Genomic DNA, 21,105 nt, shown 5'->3' with positions numbered 1-21,105 from the left:
CCACTGGCAAAATTTTGCCAACAAATATCTGTCACGATACGTCGCTGTTTTATTATCTATATATTTGTGGCAATATTTTTTTGAATAAAATCATGCTCGATCAGTCAACAATATGTGCCATTTCAACCTCTCCAGGAGTTGGAGCGATTGCCGTTATTCGTCTTTCAGGAAGCGATGCGATTGCAATATGCGATAAAGTTTACGAAAGTCCCAAAACCGGTAAATTGCTTGCCGATCAGGCAGCAAATACCCTCCATTTTGGAAAAATTGTTTCTAACGATGAAACCATCGACGAGGTGGTTATTGCTTTGTTTCGTGCGCCACATTCGTTTACCGGCGAAAATATTGTTGAAATCTCGTGCCATGGTTCGGTTTATATTCAGCAACAGATTTTAAATGTGTTGGTAGAAAATGGCGCCCGTTTGGCTTTGCCGGGAGAATTTACGCAACGTGCCTTTTTAAACGGCAAAATGGATCTTTCGCAGGCCGAAGCCGTTGCCGATGTAATTGCATCATCGAATGCTGCGGCTCAGAAACTGGCGTTAAACCAAATGCGTGGTGGATTTTCGAAAGAGATCAGTGCGTTGCGCGATCAGCTTTTGCATTTTACTGCAATGGTAGAGTTAGAACTGGATTTTGGCGAAGAAGATGTGGAATTTGCCGACCGTTCGGCCTTACGCATATTAACCGAAGAAATTGAGGAGTTGTTGCGGAAATTGAAAGATTCGTTTCAACTGGGAAACGCCATAAAAAATGGTATTCCGGTGGCCATTATTGGTGAAACCAATGTCGGAAAATCAACCCTCTTAAATGCCCTGCTGAATGAAGATCGGGCTATTGTTTCAGAAATTCATGGCACAACTCGCGACGTAATTGAAGACGTGGTAAATATTCATGGTACAGCCTTCCGTTTTTTTGATACTGCCGGTATTCGTGAAACTGAAGACCAGATTGAAAACCTGGGTATTGAGCGAAGTTACAGCAAGCTGGAGCAGGCAACTGTTGTTTTACTGGTGGTTGACACCCACAACTCCTTCCCACTTGTTGAAAGCCGTATTCAGAAGATACGCGAACGCATTGCTCCACATCAGACACTGATTATTGTTGCCAATAAAATCGATTCCGGGTTGCGTGATACCATTCAGCAGATAGAAGTAATGGAACTTACTGATAATGAAAAAGCGGTGTTCATTGCGGCTAAACAAAAAGAAAACCTGCAGGAGTTGATCGATTATATGAGTCATTCCATAAACCTGGAGGAGGCTGAGCAACAGGATGTAATTGTTACCAATGCACGTCATTACGAAATCTTAAAAAATGCACATGAAGCCATTTTACGTGTACTAAATGGTCTCGATATGCAAATTACCGGCGATTTTCTTGCGCAGGACATTCGCGAATGTTTACATTATCTGGCAGAAATTACCGGAGAAGTTGGCACAGAGGAGGTTTTGGGGCATATTTTTAAGAATTTCTGTATCGGAAAGTAAATGATAAGAATAACTCAACGATATAAAGAAAGTGCATCTCTTTTACGAAATGCACTTTTCTTTGGCAAGCCAGCATTCATCAGGATTTATTATCTCAACTTCATTGTATCCGGATTCCAAAGTACCGGTTTTGCCTTATAATAGCTTTCGTTGGCCAGAAGAGCTGCACCGGCTGCACGTAATCCGTAGACCGGATCTTCGATGATTTTCTGTTGTCCGCGAACGCCCTGGAAGAAATGATAAAAATGATCGTAATGAGCACCTTTGTAATCTCCCGGAGCCTCATAAGTGGTTTCTCCAACCTCCAGATCTGCTTTTCTTTCGTTGAGATATTTCATATCGTACTCTTCCTTTATTTTCTTCTGCATTTCCTCGGTGTAAGCGATCAGTGAATAACTCTGAGGCTTCATGTTTAGTTTCGATCGGATTAGTTTTACACTATTTGATCCGATTTCCATTTCGCCTTCAGTACCCACAAGTCTGAAACCACCTCCACCTCCACCTCCGGCGATGAAATTTACGCGAAAAGCAGCATTAAACGCAGCATGTGTATTCGTTTGCGGGAAATCGTAAAGTGTTATCGACACATCAGGAACGTCTCTCCCATCGTCCCAATAGCGCAAACCACCAGTTGCCTGAGCCCGATCCGGACCATTTGAACTGATTACATGATGCAAGGTAGAAAATGCATGTACAAATAAGTCGCCGGCTACTCCGGTGCCATAATCCTTGTAATTTCTCCAGCGGAAAAAACGTTTAAGTTCAAAAGGTACTTCGGGTGCCCGTCCTAAGAAAGTATCAAAATCCACCGTATCGGGATTGGCATCCGGCGGTATCGGATATTGCCAGGCACCTTCTGCCGAATAACGGTCGTTAAACATGTCGAGCATTACAATTTCGCCAATAGCGCCATCTTCATACAATTGCTTCGCCTTTTCGTTGCCCAGCGACGACATACCCTGACTTCCAATCTGCATGACCTGACCCGAATCTTTCCATGCCTGAATCAGCGGATGACCTTCATCAAAGTTTTGAACCATAGGTTTTTCGCAATAAACGGCTTTTCCTGCTTTTAACGCTTCTGTACTGATTTTTATGTGCCAGTGATCAGGCGTGGCAATGATGACAGCATCAATATCATCACGATCAAGAATCTCGCGGTAGTCGCGGGTTACAAAAATATCATCGCCCCATAATTCTTTTGCACGTTGCAGTCGGCCTGCATATAAATCGCAGACTGCTACCAATTTCACACCCGGAACTCGAAGCGCCGAAGTAGTATCATAAATTCCCTGGATTCCGGACCCAATTAATGCCAGTTGTACCTGGTCGTTGGCAGCAAACTGTGTTGGCTCAAATTCTCTCGATTTTAGCACGATTCGCTGACTGTAGGAATTACCCATAATTGTTGGAGCGGTGGAAACAAGAGCTGCTCCGAGGACCGTATTTTTGATAAACGATCGTCGGGATGAATGACTTTTACTTTTCATTACTCAAATTATTAGTATTAGTTAGTTTAAAATGCCGCACCTGTTATGCAGAATACGGCTGTACTTCACTACCAAAGTTATAAAAGATTCTGATAGAAGAAAGTACTTTCCTGGACGTTTTGAGCACAACTCAAAGAGGAAGACTATTGATTCCATTGAAAACTCGACGTGATGGTTAACCGAGGACGTATAAAATATATTGCATTTCCAGTCAATTATAATCCAGTTGTGGATTTTCCGTCCTCAAAAAAGAATGAACAAACATCGCTAGCTTTTTGCTGTTTATAGTAGTAAACAAAGTTTTAACACGTTAAAACAGTACAATGAAACAATTGAAAGATTTAGCATTACTCCTTTTTATTTTTACGGCAACCTTGGCTTGCACATCTTCTGATAAAACAGAAAAGCCTTTGCCAGATTACGAAACAGTACCCCAAATCAATCTGCCCGATGGTTTTAAAATACATGTTTACGCCGAAAATGTAGACAATGCCCGATCGATGGTGCTGGGTGATAAGGGAACGCTGTTTGTCGGATCGAGAACAGCAGGAAAAGTTTATGCAATTATTGATAAAGATCAGGATTACCAGGCCGACCAGGTGATCGTTATTGCGGATAATATGAACCAACCCAACGGAGTAGCTTTTCTAAACGGCGATCTTTATGTGGCAGAGATCAGCAAAATATGGAAATTTGAGAATATCGAAGAGCATCTCAATTCTCCTCCTGCCCCTGTTCTTATTAGCGACGACTTTCCGACTGATGGTCATCATGGTTGGAAATACATTGCCTTTGGCCCCGATGGCAAACTCTATGTACCAGTTGGTGCGCCTTGTAACATTTGTTTGTCAGACGATGAAATTTATGCTTCTATTACGCGCATGGATCCGGATGGCAGTAATCATGAGATTTTTGCGCACGGTATTCGAAACACCGTTGGTTTCGACTGGCATCCAGAGGACGGAACTTTATGGTTTACCGACAACGGACGCGACTGGTTGGGCGACAATTTGCCGCCCGATGAGCTAAACCAAGCCCCACAGGCCGGCATGCATTTTGGTTATCCATTTTGTCATAGTACCGGAATTGCTGATCCGGAATTTGGCGACCAACGAAATTGCGACGAGTTTAGCTTCCCTGTTCAAGATCTTGGCCCGCATGTAGCCGCTTTAGGCATGCTTTTTTACACGGGTGATATGTTTCCCGAATCGTACAGAAACAGTATTCTTATTGCAGAGCATGGTTCCTGGAACAGATCTACTCCTATTGGTTACCGAATTACCCGGGTGGAGTTAAACGGAAACACAGCTGTATCTTATGAAACTTTTGCCAACGGATGGTTACAAAACGAAAGTCCCTGGGGACGTCCGGTTGATGTGATACAGATGCCCAATGGCTCTATCCTTGTTTCCGACGATACTTCCGGTACAATTTACAACATTACTTATTCCAGCGAATAAATTGTATGGCTTTCCCAGAAGTTCAGTTTTAAATCTCTTTTCTGTAAACATTATTATAAGAAATTTATCCGTAATCTTTCAAAATGCGCTTCATTAATGATGATTACATTCAATTAACATGTCCATTAAATTTAATTCGTATAGAAACAAATGTATTGATTTGCAGATGGTTATCCAAAGCTAATTTCTATGAAGTCTAGGTTTAATAGCTGATTGATAAACATTTAAAGTTAACAAACAAGCCTAAAGCTTTACGTGTTTTCCTGATTACCACATTTTTTAGTTTCTTTGCAACGTTTTATGAAGATATCAGAAAGAATTCGACATAGAAAATCGCAAACTAACGGGGAAGAGTTAGGCTTATATAGCAACTCAAAGATTCTATTCTACAATTACACCCGCTCTACCGGCAATCCCAAGAAACCGCCGGTTATGTGATGCAATGGTGATCACCATTATTGCTCACTTTTGATTGCAGTCAGAAAAAGAAAAATCAATTAATTTTATTAATAACTAATAGTATTTTTATGAATTTGAGAAAAAATTTACTTCTGTTTATTTTAATTTTTGCTAGCTCTGTTGTGCTCGCACAAGACGATGAAAAAGAAGATGGTTTCAAAATTGGTGGAGCCATGCGTTTTAACCTCCTTTCAACAAATTACGAAAGTGGAGCGAGTAATTTAAATCCGCAATTTACCTGGGATACCTGGCGACTAAATGTTGATGGTTCTATGGGAGATATCGATTTAAGTTTTGAATACAGGTTTTACCCAACATTCGGTACCCACTTTATCCACCACGGATTTTTAGGATATGAATGGTCAGACCAGGTGTACATGGAACTAGGTGTTACACAAGTTCCATTTGGTATTACAACTTATGCATCTCACTCATGGTGGTTCCAGGGACCATACTACGTTGGTTTGGAAGACGATTATGATATGGGTATTAATTTCGATATTAATCCAAGTGATAAAGTTGAAATATCAGTTGCCTATTTTCGTCAGGCAGAACCAGAAGGTCCGAAATTTGGAGGTGATGTAACCTTTGGAAATGCGGGTCCTGGTCGTTATTCTTACGATGTTGTTCCCGGAAACGGAGCATATGTAGCTGCTGATGGTGAAATTGTAACTACTTCAGCAAGTTTGCGCGAGCTCGACCAGTTTAATGCACGATTGGCAGTTGATGTGTCAGAAGGTTGGGAAGTTGGTGTATCAGGACAAGTTGGCCGTATCTATAACTCGGTATTAGACGAAGCAAAAGCAGCAACAGCCTTTGCAGCTCACGTTGTAGGAAACTTTGGCAGATTTAACCTGAAAGCCGAATACATAAATTATAACTATAAAGCTCAGGGCGATAACGGACAAGATCTTGACGTGGTTCAAATGGGGGCTTACGGTTATGAATATTTTGGCGGAGACGGTTATACAGGAGGTGTAGCTTCAAATTCAAATATGTATGTTGTTGGTCTGGCTTATACAATTCCTGTTGAGTTTGGCCCAATTTCAAGCATCCAGCCTTATGTTGATTATACTTTGATCGACAAAAAAGAGGAAGCCTTTTTTGATACACAACATTTAATTCCTGGATTTTTAATCAGTGCTGGTCCCGTTTATACCTATGTAGATTATGCAATGGGTAAAAACCAGCCATGGCTTACTGAATCGTTTGGTAAAGGCTTGGGATCAGGCGTTGAAGATCCAGACTGGAACAAAAGGTTCAATATTAATATTGGATACTACTTTTAAACAAGGAAACATGCCTGATAAAAGGAAAATAAAAATAAAAATCGAAGATTTAACACTTATCTTCGGTAAACGTAAGCAGGAAGCACTGAAGCTATTGGAGCAAGGTGTTTCTAAGGACGATATTCTGAAAAAGACGAAGTGCACTGTTGGTGTAAGTCGTGCCAGTATTGATATAAAAGAAGGAGAAGTCTTTGTTATTATGGGACTTTCAGGTAGCGGTAAATCAACATTAATTCGCTGCTTAAACCGCTTGAATGAGCCAACAGCCGGGAAAGTATTTTTTGATGACCACGACATTACCCGTGAAACCAATAAAGAATTATTGGAAACCCGTAGAACAGAAATGAGTATGGTTTTCCAAAAGTTTGGACTGCTCCCCCACCGAACTATTATAGAAAATGCTGCTTTTGGTTTAGAACTTCGTGGAGAAACCAAGGAAGATCGTGAAAAAAGAGCGAAAGTAGCATTGGAAACAGTCGGTCTTCAAGGTTATGAAGCTCAATATCCATCAGAGTTATCAGGAGGTATGCAACAGCGTGTTGGATTAGCTCGTGCACTTGCAAACGATCCGGCAGTTCTGCTTATGGACGAAGCTTTTTCGGCACTCGATCCGCTAATCAAATCAGATATGCAGGACGAGTTGCTCGAGATTCAGGATAAGCTGCACAAAACGATTGTGTTTATTACGCACGACCTTGACGAAGCCATTAAAATTGGCGACCGCATTGCCATTATGAAAGATGGTGTGGTGGAGCAAATTGGTACGGCTGAAGACATTCTTACCAGTCCGGCAAGTGAATATGTTGAGGCATTTGTGGAAAAAGTGGACCGAAAAACCATTATTACTGCCGAAACGTTAATGTTTAAAAAGCACACAGCTTTGGAAATCCATAAAGATGGACCAAAAGGTGCTGTTCGAAAAATGCGTTCCATTGCAGTTGATCAGTTACCGGTTGTTGATGAACACAAAAAGTTCATTGGGCATGTTTGGCTAAAGGATGTTCTTAAACTGGAGGCAGAAAATGGAAAGTCGATTGAAAAGGCAGTAAATACCAATGTGCCAAGTGTGTATAAAAACTACACAGTTGAGGATATGCTACCCTTAATTACCGGAACCAGGCATCCGCTTGCGGTAGTTGAAGAAGAAACAGGAAAATTCCTGGGACTGGTTACACAAACGTCGTTGATTATTGAGGCTACACGCTTCGAGAAGAAAGAAGTGATTAAATTGAAAGAACAAGCTAACGAATTATAGTATGGAAAAAATAATCGACATAGGAACATTTATTGAAAAGGGAATTAATGTATTGGAAGAAAGCCTGTCCGGTTTATGGGGAGCTATCGATGATGTAATCTCATGGACAGTAGAATTCTTAAACGACACATTTCTGGCCATTCCATTCATTATAATTATTGCCTTTGTAACTTTTGGTGCCTACTATGCAAACGCCGGAAAACTGGCCTTTAAAAAGAAGGTTTTCGAAAAGGTGCAGGCTTAGCTCTGTTTGTAGTTCTTGGTCTGTTGCTGATTTGGGCAATGGGTTACTGGGAAGAAGCAATTCAAACAACAACTCTGGTTATTGTAGCTACAATTATTGCGCTATTGTTTGGTATTCCTCTGGGAATTTGGGCTGCACGCAGTAACACGGCCAATGCTATTATCCGACCAATTCTCGACTTGATGCAAACCATGCCTGCCTTTGTATACCTTATCCCTGCTATTTTCTTCTTTAGTGTTGGAAATACACCAGGTGTTATTGCAACGGTTATTTTCTCGTTACCACCGGCTGTGCGCTTAACAAGTCTGGGAATTAGAAACGTGCCTTCCGATGTTATTGAGGCCGGTCATGCTTTTGGAGCTACCGATAAACAAATTCTTTTCAAAATACAGTTGCCACTGGCAAAAACAACAATTCTGGCTGGTATAAATCAGGTAATTCTGCTTGCACTGTCGATGGTTGTTATTGCATCAATGGTAGGCGCTAAAGGTCTCGGAGCAATTGTTTACCAGGGAATTCAGCAAAACGACATTGCCAAAGGTTTCGAATCGGGACTGGGTATTGTTGTGCTGGCGATTATATTAGACCGTATTACGCAAGCAGTTGCTAAAAAATAAATTATAAATCTTAAAAAATTATAGTATGATGAACGTAAAAAAATTAGGAACTCTGTTTGTAGCTGCAACATTATTGTTTGCAATTACATCATGTTCAAACAGCGGATCGAAAAATAAATCTGCTGAAGTAGAGAAAAAAGAAGTAAACATTTTATATCCAAACTGGGCCGAAGGTATTGCCTTTACTCACTTGGCAAAAATTGCACTTGAAAACAATGGTTTTGAGGTTGAATTAACGAACCTTGAGCCGGGATTGATATACGGCGAACTGTCGAAGGATGATTCAAAAGGTGATGTATGTATGGATGCGTGGTTGCCAAATACGCACAAAGATTATTGGGCCGACTATGGTGATAAACTGGTAAAACTTGGCGAATCGTTTAGTGATGGTACTACAGGTTTAGTGGTTCCTTCGTACGTAACAATAAATTCTATCGAAGAGCTAAATGCAAACGAAGATAAATTCGATGGAGAAATTATTGGAATTGGAAGTGGTGCCGGTATTCATGCCAACACATTAGAAGCTATTGATAAATACGACCTGAATTTCGAGCAAATAACATCAAGTGGTCCGGCAATGGTTGCCAGCCTTGAAAAAGCCATTAAAGATGAAGAATGGATTGTTATTACAGGATGGAAGCCACATTTTAAATGGGCTAAAAATGATTTAAAATACCTGGAAGATCCAAAAGGTATTTATCCGGAAGATGCTTGTACAATAATCTCACGCAGAGGTTTTGTTGAAGATATGCCCAAAGCAGGCACTTTCTTTAAAAGCTTCAACCTTGAAGAAGATCAACTTTACGATCTGATGGAGAGAATCTCAGAAGTTGGTGAAGAAGCAGGCGCTCAACAATTCTACGATGCTAACAAAGCAATGCTTGACGGCTGGTTCAACTAAATAGCTGTAAAATTGCAAAATTATACGAAATGGCAGGTTGGGTTTTCCTTTCCTGCCATTTTTGCTTTTGCACTTAACCTGAATTCGACATTAAAATAAGTCAGGTTATTATTTCTGGAATTTTAAATCTTTCTCAACGGCTTCTATCATTTTGCCGGCAATATCTTTATTAGATGCACCTTCTACCCCTTCTAAGCCGGGAGATGAATTTACTTCCAGTAACAGCGGTCCGTTTTTTCCACGAATGATATCTACTCCGGCAACTTTAAGGTTTAACGTTTTTGTAGCAAGTAAGGCAATGCGACGTTCTTCTGCTTTTATTTTAGTAATCGATGCAGTTCCTCCCATATGAATATTAGCTCTGAATTCGCCCGGAGCAGCAGTACGCATAATGCTGGCCACCACTTTCCCATTCACCACAAAACACCGGATATCTTTACCGTCGGCTTCTTTTACAAACTCTTGCACCAAAATATTTGCACGAAGGCTTTTAAAGGCGTTTATTAAACTCTCAGCAGCTTTTTTTGTTTCAGCCAGAACAACTCCTTTTCCTTGTGTCCCCTCCAGTAATTTTACAATTAACGGGGCACCGCCAACCATTTGAATCAGTTCGTTGGTATCGAGCGGAGAATTGGCAAATCCGGTTGTAGGAATAGGCAACCCATTGTTGATTAATAGTTGTAAGGAGTACAATTTATCGCGCGATTGTGTAATTGCCGATGCAGTGTTTAGTGTATAAACGCCCATGGCCTCAAAATGCCTTGTAAGCGCACATCCGTAAAATGTAGCACTTGGCCTGATACGCGGAATAATGGCATCGAATTGATTTAAAACCCGGCCGCCACGATAGTGCATTTCCGGATTTTTACCGTCCAGTTTTATGTAACAGTCTTTCAGATTCAGAAACTCCATTTCGTGACCGTGTTCCTGTCCTGCTTCCATAATCCTGATATTACTATACAGATCGGGATTACTGGCCAGAAGACCAATTTTCAATCCTGTTGGGCGTGTAATATTTGTAAAATAATAAGATGCAATACGCTCCTTTGAAAGATCTCCCAAATGGAATGATTCTTCGGGATCAACCAGTATTTTCCCTGACATGGCTTGTCTTCCCAATAACATTCGGTAACCCATCGAATCGCGATTGGTAAGCGTAACTTCCATATCCCAGGCTTCACCTGCGATTGCCAGCACCGTTTTTATAACAAAGCGAACTTCGCTGCTGCCACTCGAGCTTTTTACCTTGCGCTTATCAAGCAGAGGTGCTTCGCAGTGAATGGTTGTTTTTCCATCTTTTTGCAGCGGGTGCACATCAAAACTAATCCACGGTTGATCGTTCTTTTTAAACTGATTGATATTAACTGCATGCAAAGCCGAAGTTTTTGCTCCGGAATCGATTCGGGCTTTAATACCCGGAATATTTAATTGCGGCAAGCCGCACCACTCTTCACTACCTATAATTATTTTATTTGTATCCATTTTTTGAAACTACTAATAATAAAATTTTTCGTGCACTTAATTTCGGATTTTAATGTCTTATTAAGCGCTGCAATATAGATTTTTTTCATGTGGCAAAACAAAAAAATAACTCGCAAAAATATTTTATGAGTCAGCAGATACGTTTTAAGGAAACGTAGTTGCAACAGATTTACAGCCATAAAAAAAGCCTGAAAAAATTTCAGGCTTGTAAATTCGTCGTGAAAGCGACTTTATCTGTGATTTGTTTTGTGTTCAATATTATAATTCAAAAATAACTTAACTGAACCAGGTGGCTGTATATAGTACCCTTAATTACAGGTATTAAAAGGTTGGATTTTAATTGCGTAAATGCCGATTAATAATCAGCTTTTCTGAACAATGAATGAGTAAGAAGCTAAAAAAGTGAAAGTCACCTACCAATAAACCGGTAAGTGACTTTCGTTATATGTGGTTTTTTATTTTTCTGATTATCCCGCCATTACAGCATCAACCTCTTTCAGAATGGTACGTTTTGTTTTAACTCCAACAATACGTCCGGCTTCTTTTCCGTCTTTTAAAATTAGCATGGTTGGAATATTTCTTACCTTGAATTTTTGTGCCAGTTGCTGGTTATGATCTACATTAACTTTTGCCACCATAAAATCAGTTTGGCTATCGGCAATTTCGTTTAATGTAGGCGCAATAATTTTACACGGTCCACACCACAGCGCCCAAAAATCGAGCAGTACTACTCCACGTTTTGTTGCAGCTTTAAAGTTTTTGTTGTTCAATACTTTAATTCGTTTGCTATTGGCCACGGGTTTGGCATTTTTCATTCGGAAATAGTTTACCGCAATCAACCCGATAAGAGCAACAACGGCAACAAGAATTACAATTAATGTAGTCGACATAGTTTTAATCTATAATTTTTATTTCAGAAGTAAGCTCGATAGCTTTTCGGTATAGCGCACTTACTCCACAATATCTTTCTTCCGACAAACTAACTGCTTTTTTTAGTTTCTCCAAAGGAAGATCTTTACCTTTAAATTCATAAATAACATTCATTTTATAATACTGTTTTGGGTGCTCGTCAGTTAAATCACCTTCAACAACAACATTAAAATCTTCCATTTCAACACGCATCTTCTTCAAAATAGATACCACATCTATTCCGGTGCATCCGGCAAGCGCTGCGAGCATAAGCGGTTTCGGTCGTGGTCCCTTGTTCTCGCCACCTACTGCTTCGGTAGCGTCGAGCATTATTTTATGTCCGTCAACCTCGGCTTCAAAAGCCAATTTATCTTTCCAACTAACTTTTATTTCGTGTTTTGCCATAACTCAATTTTATTTTTAGTTATCAAATTGTTCGTCCAGTATTTCAGTAATTTGCTCCCGGGTTTGAACGCTTGTGGTTGCTTTTGCCACCTTTCCGTTTTTATAATACATGGTAAACGGTAGTCCCATAAAACCACTGCATTCCGGTGCATTACGTATTGGTGCAGCCTCGGGATTATCAAAAGCCATAACCATAAATTTTACATCTTTACGCTCTTTTTCCAGACGCTCCATAACATTGTAAACAGGGAAACACATTGGTCCCATGCGGCCACAACAAACCATTACATTCTCGTTTTCTGCCAGCACTTTTTCTAATTCTGCTGCCGATTCTATTTCAGGTAGTCCTGTTCTTAAAAGTTTCATATCCAGTTATTTAATTTGTTATTTCTGCAATAATACTTTTATCCGATTCTAGTTTTCCACAACGGTAGACCTCTATGATTTCCTCTGCCGAAACCAAGGGCACACCAACAAAGAGATTAATTTTTTCCGAGGTAAATAATTCGATTAATTCCTTCTTTATTCGGTGAAGAATAATGTCGGTTATTCCATTATTTTTAATCCATAACCTCACTTCATTTTCATTTGAAAAGTCGTTAACATTATTTTCTGTAGCAGTTATACCTTTAGTTTCCATATCATAAAAAACAAATTGCGAACATCCACACAGATATTCACTAATTATTTCGTTCGCTATAGGTATGGCTACTTTTTTCATTTTTTTATTTGATTAAAAACAGAGTGCCTAAATAGTAGTGCAATTCTGTTTTATTTCCCCTCTTGCCAATTGTTACTTACTCAATATCATTATAAAAATCATCTCTGCAAAGATAGATTGTGGAACTATACGAGCCGAAAAATCGGTACTGAAGTATGTCGGTGTGCCAGCTGAAATTTGACAGTTTCTTTCCTGTCGTTTGATAGTTTTAACTTGATTAATTGTATTTCTTACTTAAATTTGGAAAAATATCAGAGACTGTATTGGATTTTAAAGACAACATAGCAAATTTAGACAACCTGAATGTGTACAAAACCCGCGTTCAGTACCTTAAGGCGAAACGATATTTAAGCAGGGCGCATTTGCGCCTTATGTAATGTATGTTGTTGAAGGCTTGGTAAAAGTGTACCTGCAAACGGGAGTTGATAAAAATATGAATATCAGCATCGCTTCCGAAGGCGAATTCCTAGCTTTTTCGTCGGTATTCGGCGAACCTGTTCATACGTATTCGGCACAGGCCATTAGCAATACACAAATTTGTATGATCGAAAAAGAGAGTCTGAAACAAATACTGCTTGACAATCCTGATTTTGCTTTAAAAATTACCTCACAGAATTACAGAAACGAAAGGCATTTATTTGAATTAATAAAGAACATTTCTTATAAACAAATGCGCGGAAAACTGGCTTCTGCCCTACTTTATCTGAGTCAGGAAGAATTTGTGAAGAAAAATATTTTCGAGCTTCTAATGCGGCAGGACATTGCTGACTTTGCTTCCATATCGGCCGAAAGTGCCATTAAACTACTGAAAGAGTTTGAAAAAGAACAGATAATTATTCTGAATGGCAGAAACATTCATATTAACGATGCTGCTCAACTTCATAACATTAGTAAAAACGGCTAAAAATGCGTCTTCCGGAACAAACAAAAGAAGAACTGATTACTGCCTGTACTTTTACGGCCAGCCGAAGTGGTGGCCCCGGCGGACAAAACGTAAACAAAGTAAACACAAAATTGAGCTTCGTTTTGATGTGGCCAACTCCATTATTTTTACTGAAGTACAAAAACAAAAGATTGCCGACAAATTAAAAAACCGTATAAATTCTGAGGGTATTATTGTGCTTTTTGAAAGCAGCGAACGCAGTCAGTTGAAGAACAAGCAAAAAGCCATGGCTAAGCTTGTCGGTCTGATAGAAAAGGCTTTAACCCCAGTCAAGCGACGAATAAAAACAAAACCTACAAAGTCGTCGAAATTAAAACGATTGGAGAAGAAAAAACAACAATCAAATAAAAAACAGCTTCGACAAAGACCAGGCTTGTAATAACCGGAGTTCGACATTACTGTCAATTATTGTGCTACCGTTACTGTGATTAGCCAGTATTCAACTATTTTTGTTTCTTTGCAGCTCAAATCTGAAAAAAGAGCATGCGGAATATTCTGGAAAAAATAGGAAATATGATCATCAACTTTGTTGATTGGTTTTATTTTCCATTCCTGCAGTTTCTTCCACGCGAAATTTTTCGCTATGCCGCCACCGGTGGAGCAAACACACTACTCGACATCAGTTTGTATTTCATTTTCTACCGTTTTGTAATAAAAATGCAGATCGTTGATTTAGGATTTATTGCAATAAGTCCGCACATTGCCGCTTTTCTTATTGTTTTTCCAATCACCTTCACAACCGGTTTCTTTTTGGCGAAATATGTAACGTTTACTTCCTCGGAATTAAAAGGCCGCATTCAACTGTTCAGGTATTTGCTTACCGTTGGCGGATCGATTCTGCTTAACTATATTTTTCTGAAATTCTTTGTAGAGTATTGTGGGCTCTACGCCACGTTGTCGAAATTTATAACCACCATGCTGGTAATTATTTACAGCTACATGGCACAGCGCTATTTTACATTTAAAACCGGCAAAAAATTGCCTGCCGCCCAAAATCATTCGTAAAAAATCAGTCAGGTTGACATTAATTTTCCGGATTGTACTATATTTATTAGACGTATGGAAGAGTACCGCATTAAATATTATCCGACCATTTTGCAAGGCATTCACCTTGTTATTCTTTATATTTTTATTCAAACCCTTGTTGATTTTCCGCTGGCTGTAATCGATTATTACAAAGGTACGGAGTACTTATATAATCCGATCAAAAAAATTGCGCTTGGCGTTGGATCAGTGGTGTTTATACTTGTTTACGGAATTAGAAAAGCAAAAGCGCCGATTCTGGAGATCTTCCCATTAAAACTTTTTAATCCACTGGTATTTATACCGGTTGTAAGTTTTCTATGGGGCGCGCATAACGTCCTCCAAACGGTTAATATTTGGGTAGAAAAGATGATCCCTGCTCCTCCCTGGTTTTGGGAACTATTTGATCGTATTTTTGAAGGCGATTATGGTTTTATGGGTGCTTTTCTGAAAGTGGCAATTGTTGCCCCCATTATTGAAGAGTTGATATTCAGAGGATTAATATTTAATGGATTCAGAAAGAATTACAATGGTTTTGTTGCCGTTTTTATGTCTGCATTATTGTTTTCTCTATTTCACTTAAATCCATGGCAAATGCCGGCTACCTTTCTACTGGGGCTACTGCTTGGCTGGCTCATGTTGCGAACCAATAATATTTTAGTGGCCATTGTTGGGCACTCTATCAACAACGCGTTGGTGCTGCTAACAGTCACTTATTGGCAACAAATTCGCGAACATTCTATTTATCTTTTAGAACGAAACAATCTTTTACTACTTAGTGCACTTGTAATGGCTCTATCGGTGGTGCTTATTTACGTTACAAGTATTCCGTGGTTTGTTAAACGCCGATGATAACCGGCCATTCACCGAAAATATTCAATCTTATTATTGGTAAACACTATTTTTACGCATGTAATTAATTTTACGTACATGGATATTCTATTAATCGTTTTAGGATCAATTTTCATCATCAGCGGAATTTTAGGCTGTGTTTTACCTATAATTCCGGGGCCTCCGTTAAGTTACGTAGGTCTCTTGTTACTTCATTTTACTGAACGCTATCAGTTTTCATCAAAATTTCTAATTATTTGGGCAATACTAACGACTGTAGTTTATGCACTCGATTACGTGATACCGGCTTGGGGAACTAAAAGATTTGGTGGTAGTAATCGTGGCATCTGGGGCAGTATTATTGGTTTGGTTATAGGTTTGTTTTTCTTCCCTCCGTTTGGAATAATCATTGGCCCTTTTCTTGGAGCTGTAATCGGTGAACTTACCGCCGGAAAAGAATCGGGAGATGCCTTAAAATCAGGATTTGGATCGTTTATGGGCTTTCTGGCTGGAACACTGTTAAAACTTATTACATCAGGAATGATGACCTGGTATTTTGTAAAAGAAATAATCGTTTAATCGTTTGTAAAATAAACAATCCGCCGTTTATAATATTTTTATTTCATTTCAGTTTGATTAACATAGGCATTGTTTTAAATAATACCTTTGTCGCGTGGCAAAAAAGAAAACAAATACAAGTTCCCGGATCAGGAAGCCGGTGAACAGAAAAAAGAGCAAATCAAATAAATCAGGTAATAAACATGCACTGCTGAGTTTTATTTTTAAAGCCGGCGTGGTATTGTTTTTACTGGGATGTCTTTTCTTTATCTTGGTTTTCCTGGGCGTTATGGGGCCGGTTCCGTCAAAATCACAGTTACATTTGATCAACAATCCACTGGCCTCAGAAGTATATTCTGTCGACGGAAAAATACTTGGTCGTTATTATGTAGAAAATCGGAGTTATGCCACTTTCGATGAAATTTCACCAAACGTTATAAACGCGCTCATTGCTACGGAAGATGCCCGCTTTTACGAACATCGCGGAATTGATGAAGTAGCACTGGCAAGAGTGCTGGTAAAATCAATTTTATTGCGTAACGATGCTGCTGGCGGCGGAAGTACCATTAGTCAGCAAATTGCAAAAAACCTATTCCCGAGGGTTGATTACGGGCCAATGTCGATGCCGGTAAATAAGCTACGCGAAGCAATTATCGCTTATCGTTTAGAGCGTATTTACAACAAACAGGAAATTCTGGCTTTATACCTGAATACGGTTCCTTTTGCTGAAAATACTTTTGGAATTGAAGTTGCAGCCGAACGTTTCTTTTCGAGATCGCCAAAAAGTCTGGATGTGCATCAGGCGGCAGTTTTAGTAGGAATGTTAAAAGCCAATAACTACTACAACCCGCGTACACACCCCGATCGTGCGATTGGGCGCAGAAATGTAGTGATCGACCAAATGGTAAAATATAATTACCTGAACACTTCCGATGCTGCCAAATACAAGGAAAAACCACTGGATACGCACTACCGCTTAATTTCATATAACCAGGGGCCGGCTCCGTATTTTCTGGAACGTTTAAAACCGGAATTATTGGAATGGTGCGAGGACAATATTAATGAAGACGGTGAACCGTACAATCTATACACCGATGGGTTGAAGATTACCACAAGCATTGATTATAATTTGCAGCGCTATGCACAGCAGTCGGTTAGAGAGTACATGAAAAACCTGCAAAAAGTATTTGATAACCATTGGAAATCGAGAGATATTTTCAGAGAGAAACCGGAAGTGTTAAAAAGTGCAATTCAAAACAACAATACCAGCGGTGTTAGCTATTCTGAAGAACTTAAAAAATATTCAGCAAAAACACATGCGTCGTTATTTACCTGGGATGGAGTTGAAAATGTAGAGGTTTCGCGCCTCGATTCGTTAAAACATTATTTAAAGCTTTTAAATGCCGGGTTTATTGCCATTGATCCTCACTCTTCACACCTAAAAGCGTGGGTTGGCGGAATTGATTACCGTTTTTTTAAATACGACCATGTTACTGCACCACGACAAACCGGATCCACATTTAAGCCTTTTGTTTATCTGGCAGCATTGGAAGAAGAGATTTCGCCTGATACTTATTTTATCAATCAACACAAAGTTTACGAAGAATATAAAGATTGGGCGCCTCGGAATTCGCACAATGAATATGGTGGATATTATTCCATGAAAGGGGCGCTTGCAAAATCCTTGAATACCGTTTCGGTTGATGTGCTATTGGAAGCAGGCATTGATGAAACCATTGATATTGCTAAAGATTTGGGGATTTCTGCCGATCTGCCTGATTATCCTTCACTGGCTCTTGGAGTAGCCTCAGTATCTTTAAAAGAAATGGTAGAAGCGTTTGCCGGCATTGTAAACGATGGAAAACCGGTAAAAGCCAATTACCTTTTGCAGATTGCAGATAAAAATGGAAACATCCTTGAAACTTTCGATTATAATTTACCCTACGAACCAGTAGTTTCGCCCGAAAATTGCCGAGCCGTAATTAATATGATGGAGGCGGTTGTTGATGGTGGCACCGGCCGGGGTATTCGTACTATTTATAAAATACCAGGTGAATTTGCCGGAAAAACAGGAACGACACAAAACAATTCGGATGGGTGGTTTATCGGCCTCACACCAGAATTGGTAACCGGATGTTGGGTAGGTGCCGACGATCCGCGCGTGCATTTCAGAACAACAACCTACGGACAAGGGGCGTATATGGCAATGCCAATTGTTGGGAAGTTCTTTTACAAAACGTATCGCGACAAGAAATTTGAGCACCTGAAGTACAGTACTTTCCCTGATCCTGAACCGGAATTACTGGCCATGTTAAATACACCTGAATACAAAGAAGTATTGGATATTGAAAAACATGGTTTTAACTTTGCAAGCATTTTCGGGAAAAAAGAATCGGAAGACTTGAAAGACCGCCCCGAAGCAAAAGCTGACGACAACGAGAAAGGTCAGCTTTGGAAAAAAATCAAAAGTATTTTTCGTAAAAAAGACAAGTAATAAGCTTAGGCAAACCGGTTATCAGAACGATATTTGCTTGCCAGATCATCGTCTTTTGTGTCGAGCCAGCCACTTATCGCATTAGGTCGGTTATCTACCTGACGGAAAAATGGTTTGATGTCAATCAGCGGAGTTCCGTCAATCATATCAGCACCTTTAATCCAGATTTTGTTTCCTTCTATTTTTATCAACTCAACGGTTGACAGGCCTATTGGCGAAGGGCGTTTGGGCGAACGGGTAGCAAAAACTCCATGCTCTTTGTCGTCCATAAATGGCTTTACTTTTAATTTATAACCGTCTGCCAAATGAAGATGGTAAAGCAATATTAAATTTGAAAAGCCGTCAAGATTTTCTAAAGCAGCTGTTAATTGCGGTTGAATTTCAATTACTCCAATAAATTCTTCTGCTCCAACCGACTGGATTGGAATGTTTTCAATGGTTTTATGTGGTGTGGAAATTGTACCAATAATATTCATTTCCACGTTTTCTAATTCTATCATAATTTATTTTTTGAACTGATGATCAAAATAATAAATAAAACCGACGTAATTGTTACTAATTTTTTCTTTTCCGTTGGCTAAAATATTTTTATAATTTTTACTTAAATTAGCACTTCGATTTTCGGGATGTAGCGCAGTCCGGTAGTCCCGCCATAACGTTCTCTTCATAAATCAATACGGGGTGTAGCGCAGCCAGGTTAGCGCGCGTCGTTCGGGACGACGAGGCCGGAGGTTCGAATCCTCTCACCCCGACAAGTCTACTCCTAATGAAACACTACGTCTATATATTACAAAGTTTAAAAGATGGGAAGTATTATATCGGTTATACTACCGACGTTGATAAAAGAATTTGTTACCATAATTCCGGCAAACAACGTTCCACAAAGTCAAGAATTCCTTTTCGCATAATTTATACAGAAGAATTCGCGACTAGACAACTAGCTTTGAAGAGAGAAAAAAAGATAAAATCATACAAAGGTGGCAATGCATTTAAGAGATTGATTAGTGGGTGACAATAAGGCGGGATTCGGGACGAAGGAGTCGCAGGTTCAAATCCTGTCATCCCGACAGATTTAAAATCTAAAAAACACTAAAAGCCTGTAAATCAAATAATTTACAGTTTTTTTATAAGGTCAAAAAACACCATAAAAAACCATTGGTTATGGGTCCGATCCGGTGACCTCTAAATTTATCTAACTATGAATTGCCGCAAGGGACACAAAAAAAAGAGGATCAGCCAAAATGCTCATCCTCTACTTATAATTCGTTTAAAACTATTATCTGCCACCAGGTCCTCCCCCCTTCTCGACCTTCTTTCTTCCATCAATTTCTCATACTTTACAAACTGTTCATCAGTCAGGATTTTCTTAATCTCTTTCTCCTGCTCTGCTCTCCATTCTGTCATTTGTTCCCGCATTTTAGTGCGGTCCACATCTTCTCGCATTTCCTCACGCATCGTTGACATTTTTTTGTAGGATGCAAGCAGAACCTGTTCCATTTTCTCAGTCTGAGTGTCATTCATTTTTAGTTCGGTTTTATACCGCTCAGTTTGCCTTTTTGCCATTTCCTCCGGGTTAAACTGACGTTGTCCTCCCCTGTTTTGGGCCATTGCAATTGTTGTTCCTAACAAAACAACCATCAATAAAAATGCTAATTTCTTCATCTGTTTAAAATTTTAAATGTCAACATATTAGACCGCATATCAGGCATTTAGTTTAATTATACGGAGTCGGAATTTAAATCTCAAAACTTAAATTTAATCCAAGAATATCAGCCGTTAACCAATTATTCAGCACTTCTTGTTTTTGTAAGGCATAGTATATCTTAATTTCAACATGCTTCATTTCAAAAACTGTCAATCCCGAATAAAGACGAGCCAAATGTGTTCCTTCGCCATTTAGTTTTAAAAACGATTCTTCCTGTAAATAAAATTGCATTCCCCAATTGGTAAGTGCCGGAAATTTCATGCGAAACGACTGCCTGTACCTGAAGTAGTTGTTAAGTACTTTGTAAATCCGGTATTCGAAACGGTTATAAAAATCAAACTCAAATTTGTTATGCTCCTTGCCTAAATTCACAAAAAACATGGTACGATTTTCCTGTAACCAATCGCCAACTTGCAGATTAGTATAGCTTATACGAAAACCTGCGCCATATTGCATCCAATTTAAAACCTGGTGCCCAATAAAAATATCACCGTATTTTACGTCAAGTGTTGAACATTTAGGGGAATAGTGGACTTTTTCAGAAACTTCTATATTTATTTTTTCCCAGGGTTCTATTGCAACCCTATTTTGGTTCCAAAGAACAAACTGGCGCTCTTGTGCATAACTGTTAATGCTTACAAAAAGCAATAATAATAAATACCATTTTAACATAGTTTCAAAAATATAAAACAATATATTAATGCTCTTGGTTTCACGAAAATAAATTTAGGTTCAGTTCGCCAGTGAAAAATGGCATTTCGCGATTAAATATTCTCATATCAGCTAATATAACTTATATAAAAAGAAAATTACTTGTACATTTGGAACA

At 39.2% G+C, this 21,105-nt stretch carries 23 protein-coding genes and 1 tRNA gene; 15 read left to right on the top strand and 9 right to left on the bottom strand.

Annotated features, from left to right (window positions below):
- Positions 1 to 92: 92 nt before the first annotated feature.
- Positions 93 to 1,490 carry a tRNA uridine-5-carboxymethylaminomethyl(34) synthesis GTPase MnmE gene (mnmE, locus tag G0Q07_RS11190; protein ID WP_163346168.1) on the top strand — a complete coding sequence of 466 codons (1,398 nt, stop codon included), beginning with the start codon at positions 93 to 95 and terminating at the stop codon, positions 1,488 to 1,490.
- 89 nt (positions 1,491 to 1,579) lie between these two features.
- Here mnmE and G0Q07_RS11185 read toward each other — a convergent pair whose 3' ends face one another.
- Entirely contained in the window at positions 1,580 to 2,980 is a 1,401-nt protein-coding gene (locus tag G0Q07_RS11185) for a Gfo/Idh/MocA family protein (RefSeq protein WP_163346167.1), read from the bottom strand.
- A 323-nt stretch (positions 2,981 to 3,303) separates the two neighbouring features.
- Between G0Q07_RS11185 and G0Q07_RS11180 the strand changes: the two genes are divergently transcribed.
- From G0Q07_RS11180 to G0Q07_RS11160, 6 genes are all read left to right on the top strand, one after another.
- Positions 3,304 to 4,440 (top strand): PQQ-dependent sugar dehydrogenase, encoded by a 1,137-nt coding sequence (locus G0Q07_RS11180; protein ID WP_163346166.1) that lies wholly within the window; start codon positions 3,304 to 3,306, stop codon positions 4,438 to 4,440.
- A 527-nt stretch (positions 4,441 to 4,967) separates the two neighbouring features.
- A complete protein-coding gene (locus G0Q07_RS11175) occupies positions 4,968 to 6,188 on the top strand; it encodes a hypothetical protein (RefSeq protein WP_163346165.1) in 1,221 nt (406 codons plus the stop codon).
- A gap of 10 nt (positions 6,189 to 6,198) precedes the next feature.
- Complete coding sequence (locus G0Q07_RS11170) at positions 6,199 to 7,443, top strand: quaternary amine ABC transporter ATP-binding protein (RefSeq protein ID WP_163346164.1); 1,245 nt, start codon at positions 6,199 to 6,201, stop codon at positions 7,441 to 7,443.
- 1 nt (position 7,444) lies between these two features.
- On the top strand, positions 7,445 to 7,687 hold the full coding sequence (locus G0Q07_RS20310) for a hypothetical protein (RefSeq protein WP_203532519.1): 243 nt from the start codon (positions 7,445 to 7,447) through the stop codon (positions 7,685 to 7,687).
- A gap of 23 nt (positions 7,688 to 7,710) precedes the next feature.
- On the top strand, positions 7,711 to 8,304 hold the full coding sequence (locus tag G0Q07_RS11165; RefSeq protein WP_246222886.1) for an ABC transporter permease: 594 nt from the start codon (positions 7,711 to 7,713) through the stop codon (positions 8,302 to 8,304).
- Between the two features lie 25 nt (positions 8,305 to 8,329).
- Positions 8,330 to 9,205 carry a glycine betaine ABC transporter substrate-binding protein gene (locus tag G0Q07_RS11160; RefSeq protein ID WP_203532518.1) on the top strand — a complete coding sequence of 292 codons (876 nt, stop codon included), beginning with the start codon at positions 8,330 to 8,332 and terminating at the stop codon, positions 9,203 to 9,205.
- Between the two features lie 108 nt (positions 9,206 to 9,313).
- Here the strand turns inward: G0Q07_RS11160 and rimK are convergent, their stop codons facing one another.
- The 5 genes from rimK to G0Q07_RS11135 form a co-directional block, all read right to left on the bottom strand.
- Positions 9,314 to 10,687, bottom strand: a complete 1,374-nt coding sequence (rimK, locus tag G0Q07_RS21410; RefSeq protein ID WP_163346163.1) for a 30S ribosomal protein S6--L-glutamate ligase — start codon at positions 10,685 to 10,687, stop codon at positions 9,314 to 9,316.
- A gap of 467 nt (positions 10,688 to 11,154) precedes the next feature.
- Positions 11,155 to 11,577 (bottom strand): thioredoxin, encoded by a 423-nt coding sequence (trxA, locus tag G0Q07_RS11150; RefSeq protein WP_203532517.1) that lies wholly within the window; start codon positions 11,575 to 11,577, stop codon positions 11,155 to 11,157.
- 4 nt (positions 11,578 to 11,581) lie between these two features.
- Entirely contained in the window at positions 11,582 to 12,001 is a 420-nt protein-coding gene (locus tag G0Q07_RS11145) for an OsmC family protein (protein WP_163346162.1), read from the bottom strand.
- Between the two features lie 15 nt (positions 12,002 to 12,016).
- Positions 12,017 to 12,367 (bottom strand): thioredoxin family protein, encoded by a 351-nt coding sequence (locus tag G0Q07_RS11140; RefSeq protein ID WP_163346161.1) that lies wholly within the window; start codon positions 12,365 to 12,367, stop codon positions 12,017 to 12,019.
- Between the two features lie 10 nt (positions 12,368 to 12,377).
- Entirely contained in the window at positions 12,378 to 12,722 is a 345-nt protein-coding gene (locus G0Q07_RS11135) for a hypothetical protein (protein ID WP_163346160.1), read from the bottom strand.
- Between the two features lie 376 nt (positions 12,723 to 13,098).
- Between G0Q07_RS11135 and G0Q07_RS11130 the strand changes: the two genes are divergently transcribed.
- The 6 genes from G0Q07_RS11130 (at position 13,099) to G0Q07_RS11105 (ending at position 18,571) form a co-directional block, all read left to right on the top strand.
- The gene (locus tag G0Q07_RS11130) at positions 13,099 to 13,626 is read left to right on the top strand and encodes a Crp/Fnr family transcriptional regulator (protein WP_163346159.1); all 528 of its coding nucleotides are present in this window, start codon (positions 13,099 to 13,101) and stop codon (positions 13,624 to 13,626) included.
- The gene (locus G0Q07_RS11125; RefSeq protein WP_203532516.1) at positions 13,565 to 14,044 is read left to right on the top strand and encodes a hypothetical protein; all 480 of its coding nucleotides are present in this window, start codon (positions 13,565 to 13,567) and stop codon (positions 14,042 to 14,044) included. Before G0Q07_RS11130 ends, G0Q07_RS11125 begins: the two co-directional genes overlap by 62 nt.
- Before the next feature lie 104 nt (positions 14,045 to 14,148).
- Positions 14,149 to 14,670, top strand: coding sequence for a GtrA family protein (locus tag G0Q07_RS11120; RefSeq protein WP_163346158.1), 522 nt, complete (start codon positions 14,149 to 14,151; stop codon positions 14,668 to 14,670).
- A gap of 54 nt (positions 14,671 to 14,724) precedes the next feature.
- Positions 14,725 to 15,540 (top strand): CPBP family intramembrane glutamic endopeptidase, encoded by an 816-nt coding sequence (locus G0Q07_RS11115; protein WP_163346157.1) that lies wholly within the window; start codon positions 14,725 to 14,727, stop codon positions 15,538 to 15,540.
- A gap of 78 nt (positions 15,541 to 15,618) precedes the next feature.
- Positions 15,619 to 16,098, top strand: coding sequence for a DUF456 domain-containing protein (locus tag G0Q07_RS11110; protein ID WP_163346156.1), 480 nt, complete (start codon positions 15,619 to 15,621; stop codon positions 16,096 to 16,098).
- A 139-nt stretch (positions 16,099 to 16,237) separates the two neighbouring features.
- On the top strand, positions 16,238 to 18,571 hold the full coding sequence (locus G0Q07_RS11105; protein ID WP_163346155.1) for a penicillin-binding protein 1A: 2,334 nt from the start codon (positions 16,238 to 16,240) through the stop codon (positions 18,569 to 18,571).
- 5 nt (positions 18,572 to 18,576) lie between these two features.
- Here the strand turns inward: G0Q07_RS11105 and tsaA are convergent, their stop codons facing one another.
- A complete protein-coding gene (gene tsaA / locus G0Q07_RS11100) occupies positions 18,577 to 19,071 on the bottom strand; it encodes a tRNA (N6-threonylcarbamoyladenosine(37)-N6)-methyltransferase TrmO (protein ID WP_163346154.1) in 495 nt (164 codons plus the stop codon).
- Positions 19,072 to 19,248: 177 nt separating this feature from the next.
- On the opposite strand from tsaA, the gene G0Q07_RS11095 reads away from it, so the two are divergent.
- A tRNA-Pro gene (locus G0Q07_RS11095) sits at positions 19,249 to 19,323 on the top strand.
- 14 nt (positions 19,324 to 19,337) lie between these two features.
- Positions 19,338 to 19,583 carry a GIY-YIG nuclease family protein gene (locus G0Q07_RS21295; protein WP_163346153.1) on the top strand — a complete coding sequence of 82 codons (246 nt, stop codon included), beginning with the start codon at positions 19,338 to 19,340 and terminating at the stop codon, positions 19,581 to 19,583.
- A gap of 233 nt (positions 19,584 to 19,816) precedes the next feature.
- Here the strand turns inward: G0Q07_RS21295 and G0Q07_RS11085 are convergent, their stop codons facing one another.
- Complete coding sequence (locus tag G0Q07_RS11085) at positions 19,817 to 20,233, bottom strand: hypothetical protein (protein WP_163346152.1); 417 nt, start codon at positions 20,231 to 20,233, stop codon at positions 19,817 to 19,819.
- A gap of 73 nt (positions 20,234 to 20,306) precedes the next feature.
- A complete protein-coding gene (locus G0Q07_RS11080) occupies positions 20,307 to 20,948 on the bottom strand; it encodes a DUF2490 domain-containing protein (protein ID WP_163346151.1) in 642 nt (213 codons plus the stop codon).
- Positions 20,949 to 21,105 lie beyond the last annotated feature (157 nt).

The organism is Draconibacterium halophilum, assembly GCF_010448835.1.
Lineage (GTDB): Bacteria > Bacteroidota > Bacteroidia > Bacteroidales > Prolixibacteraceae > Draconibacterium > Draconibacterium halophilum.
This window is presented reverse-complemented; position numbering and strand designations above follow the sequence as displayed.

What these genes read in the sequence shown, in the direction of transcription:
- G0Q07_RS11080 (WP_163346151.1), bottom strand. Translation starts at nt 20,948, where the DNA reads ATGTTAAAATGGTATTTATTATTATTGCTTTTTGTAAGCATTAACAGT.
- mnmE (WP_163346168.1), top strand. Translation starts at nt 93, where the DNA reads ATGCTCGATCAGTCAACAATATGTGCCATTTCAACCTCTCCAGGAGTT.
- G0Q07_RS11085 (WP_163346152.1), bottom strand. Translation starts at nt 20,233, where the DNA reads ATGAAGAAATTAGCATTTTTATTGATGGTTGTTTTGTTAGGAACAACA.
- G0Q07_RS21295 (WP_163346153.1), top strand. Translation starts at nt 19,338, where the DNA reads ATGAAACACTACGTCTATATATTACAAAGTTTAAAAGATGGGAAGTAT.
- G0Q07_RS11120 (WP_163346158.1), top strand. Translation starts at nt 14,149, where the DNA reads ATGCGGAATATTCTGGAAAAAATAGGAAATATGATCATCAACTTTGTT.
- trxA (WP_203532517.1), bottom strand. Translation starts at nt 11,577, where the DNA reads ATGTCGACTACATTAATTGTAATTCTTGTTGCCGTTGTTGCTCTTATC.
- tsaA (WP_163346154.1), bottom strand. Translation starts at nt 19,071, where the DNA reads ATGATAGAATTAGAAAACGTGGAAATGAATATTATTGGTACAATTTCC.
- G0Q07_RS11115 (WP_163346157.1), top strand. Translation starts at nt 14,725, where the DNA reads ATGGAAGAGTACCGCATTAAATATTATCCGACCATTTTGCAAGGCATT.
- G0Q07_RS11125 (WP_203532516.1), top strand. Translation starts at nt 13,565, where the DNA reads ATGGCAGAAACATTCATATTAACGATGCTGCTCAACTTCATAACATTA.
- G0Q07_RS11170 (WP_163346164.1), top strand. Translation starts at nt 6,199, where the DNA reads ATGCCTGATAAAAGGAAAATAAAAATAAAAATCGAAGATTTAACACTT.
- G0Q07_RS20310 (WP_203532519.1), top strand. Translation starts at nt 7,445, where the DNA reads ATGGAAAAAATAATCGACATAGGAACATTTATTGAAAAGGGAATTAAT.
- G0Q07_RS11180 (WP_163346166.1), top strand. Translation starts at nt 3,304, where the DNA reads ATGAAACAATTGAAAGATTTAGCATTACTCCTTTTTATTTTTACGGCA.
- G0Q07_RS11160 (WP_203532518.1), top strand. Translation starts at nt 8,330, where the DNA reads ATGATGAACGTAAAAAAATTAGGAACTCTGTTTGTAGCTGCAACATTA.
- G0Q07_RS11110 (WP_163346156.1), top strand. Translation starts at nt 15,619, where the DNA reads ATGGATATTCTATTAATCGTTTTAGGATCAATTTTCATCATCAGCGGA.
- G0Q07_RS11175 (WP_163346165.1), top strand. Translation starts at nt 4,968, where the DNA reads ATGAATTTGAGAAAAAATTTACTTCTGTTTATTTTAATTTTTGCTAGC.
- G0Q07_RS11130 (WP_163346159.1), top strand. Translation starts at nt 13,099, where the DNA reads ATGTATGTTGTTGAAGGCTTGGTAAAAGTGTACCTGCAAACGGGAGTT.
- G0Q07_RS11145 (WP_163346162.1), bottom strand. Translation starts at nt 12,001, where the DNA reads ATGGCAAAACACGAAATAAAAGTTAGTTGGAAAGATAAATTGGCTTTT.
- G0Q07_RS11135 (WP_163346160.1), bottom strand. Translation starts at nt 12,722, where the DNA reads ATGAAAAAAGTAGCCATACCTATAGCGAACGAAATAATTAGTGAATAT.
- G0Q07_RS11140 (WP_163346161.1), bottom strand. Translation starts at nt 12,367, where the DNA reads ATGAAACTTTTAAGAACAGGACTACCTGAAATAGAATCGGCAGCAGAA.
- G0Q07_RS11185 (WP_163346167.1), bottom strand. Translation starts at nt 2,980, where the DNA reads ATGAAAAGTAAAAGTCATTCATCCCGACGATCGTTTATCAAAAATACG.
- rimK (WP_163346163.1), bottom strand. Translation starts at nt 10,687, where the DNA reads ATGGATACAAATAAAATAATTATAGGTAGTGAAGAGTGGTGCGGCTTG.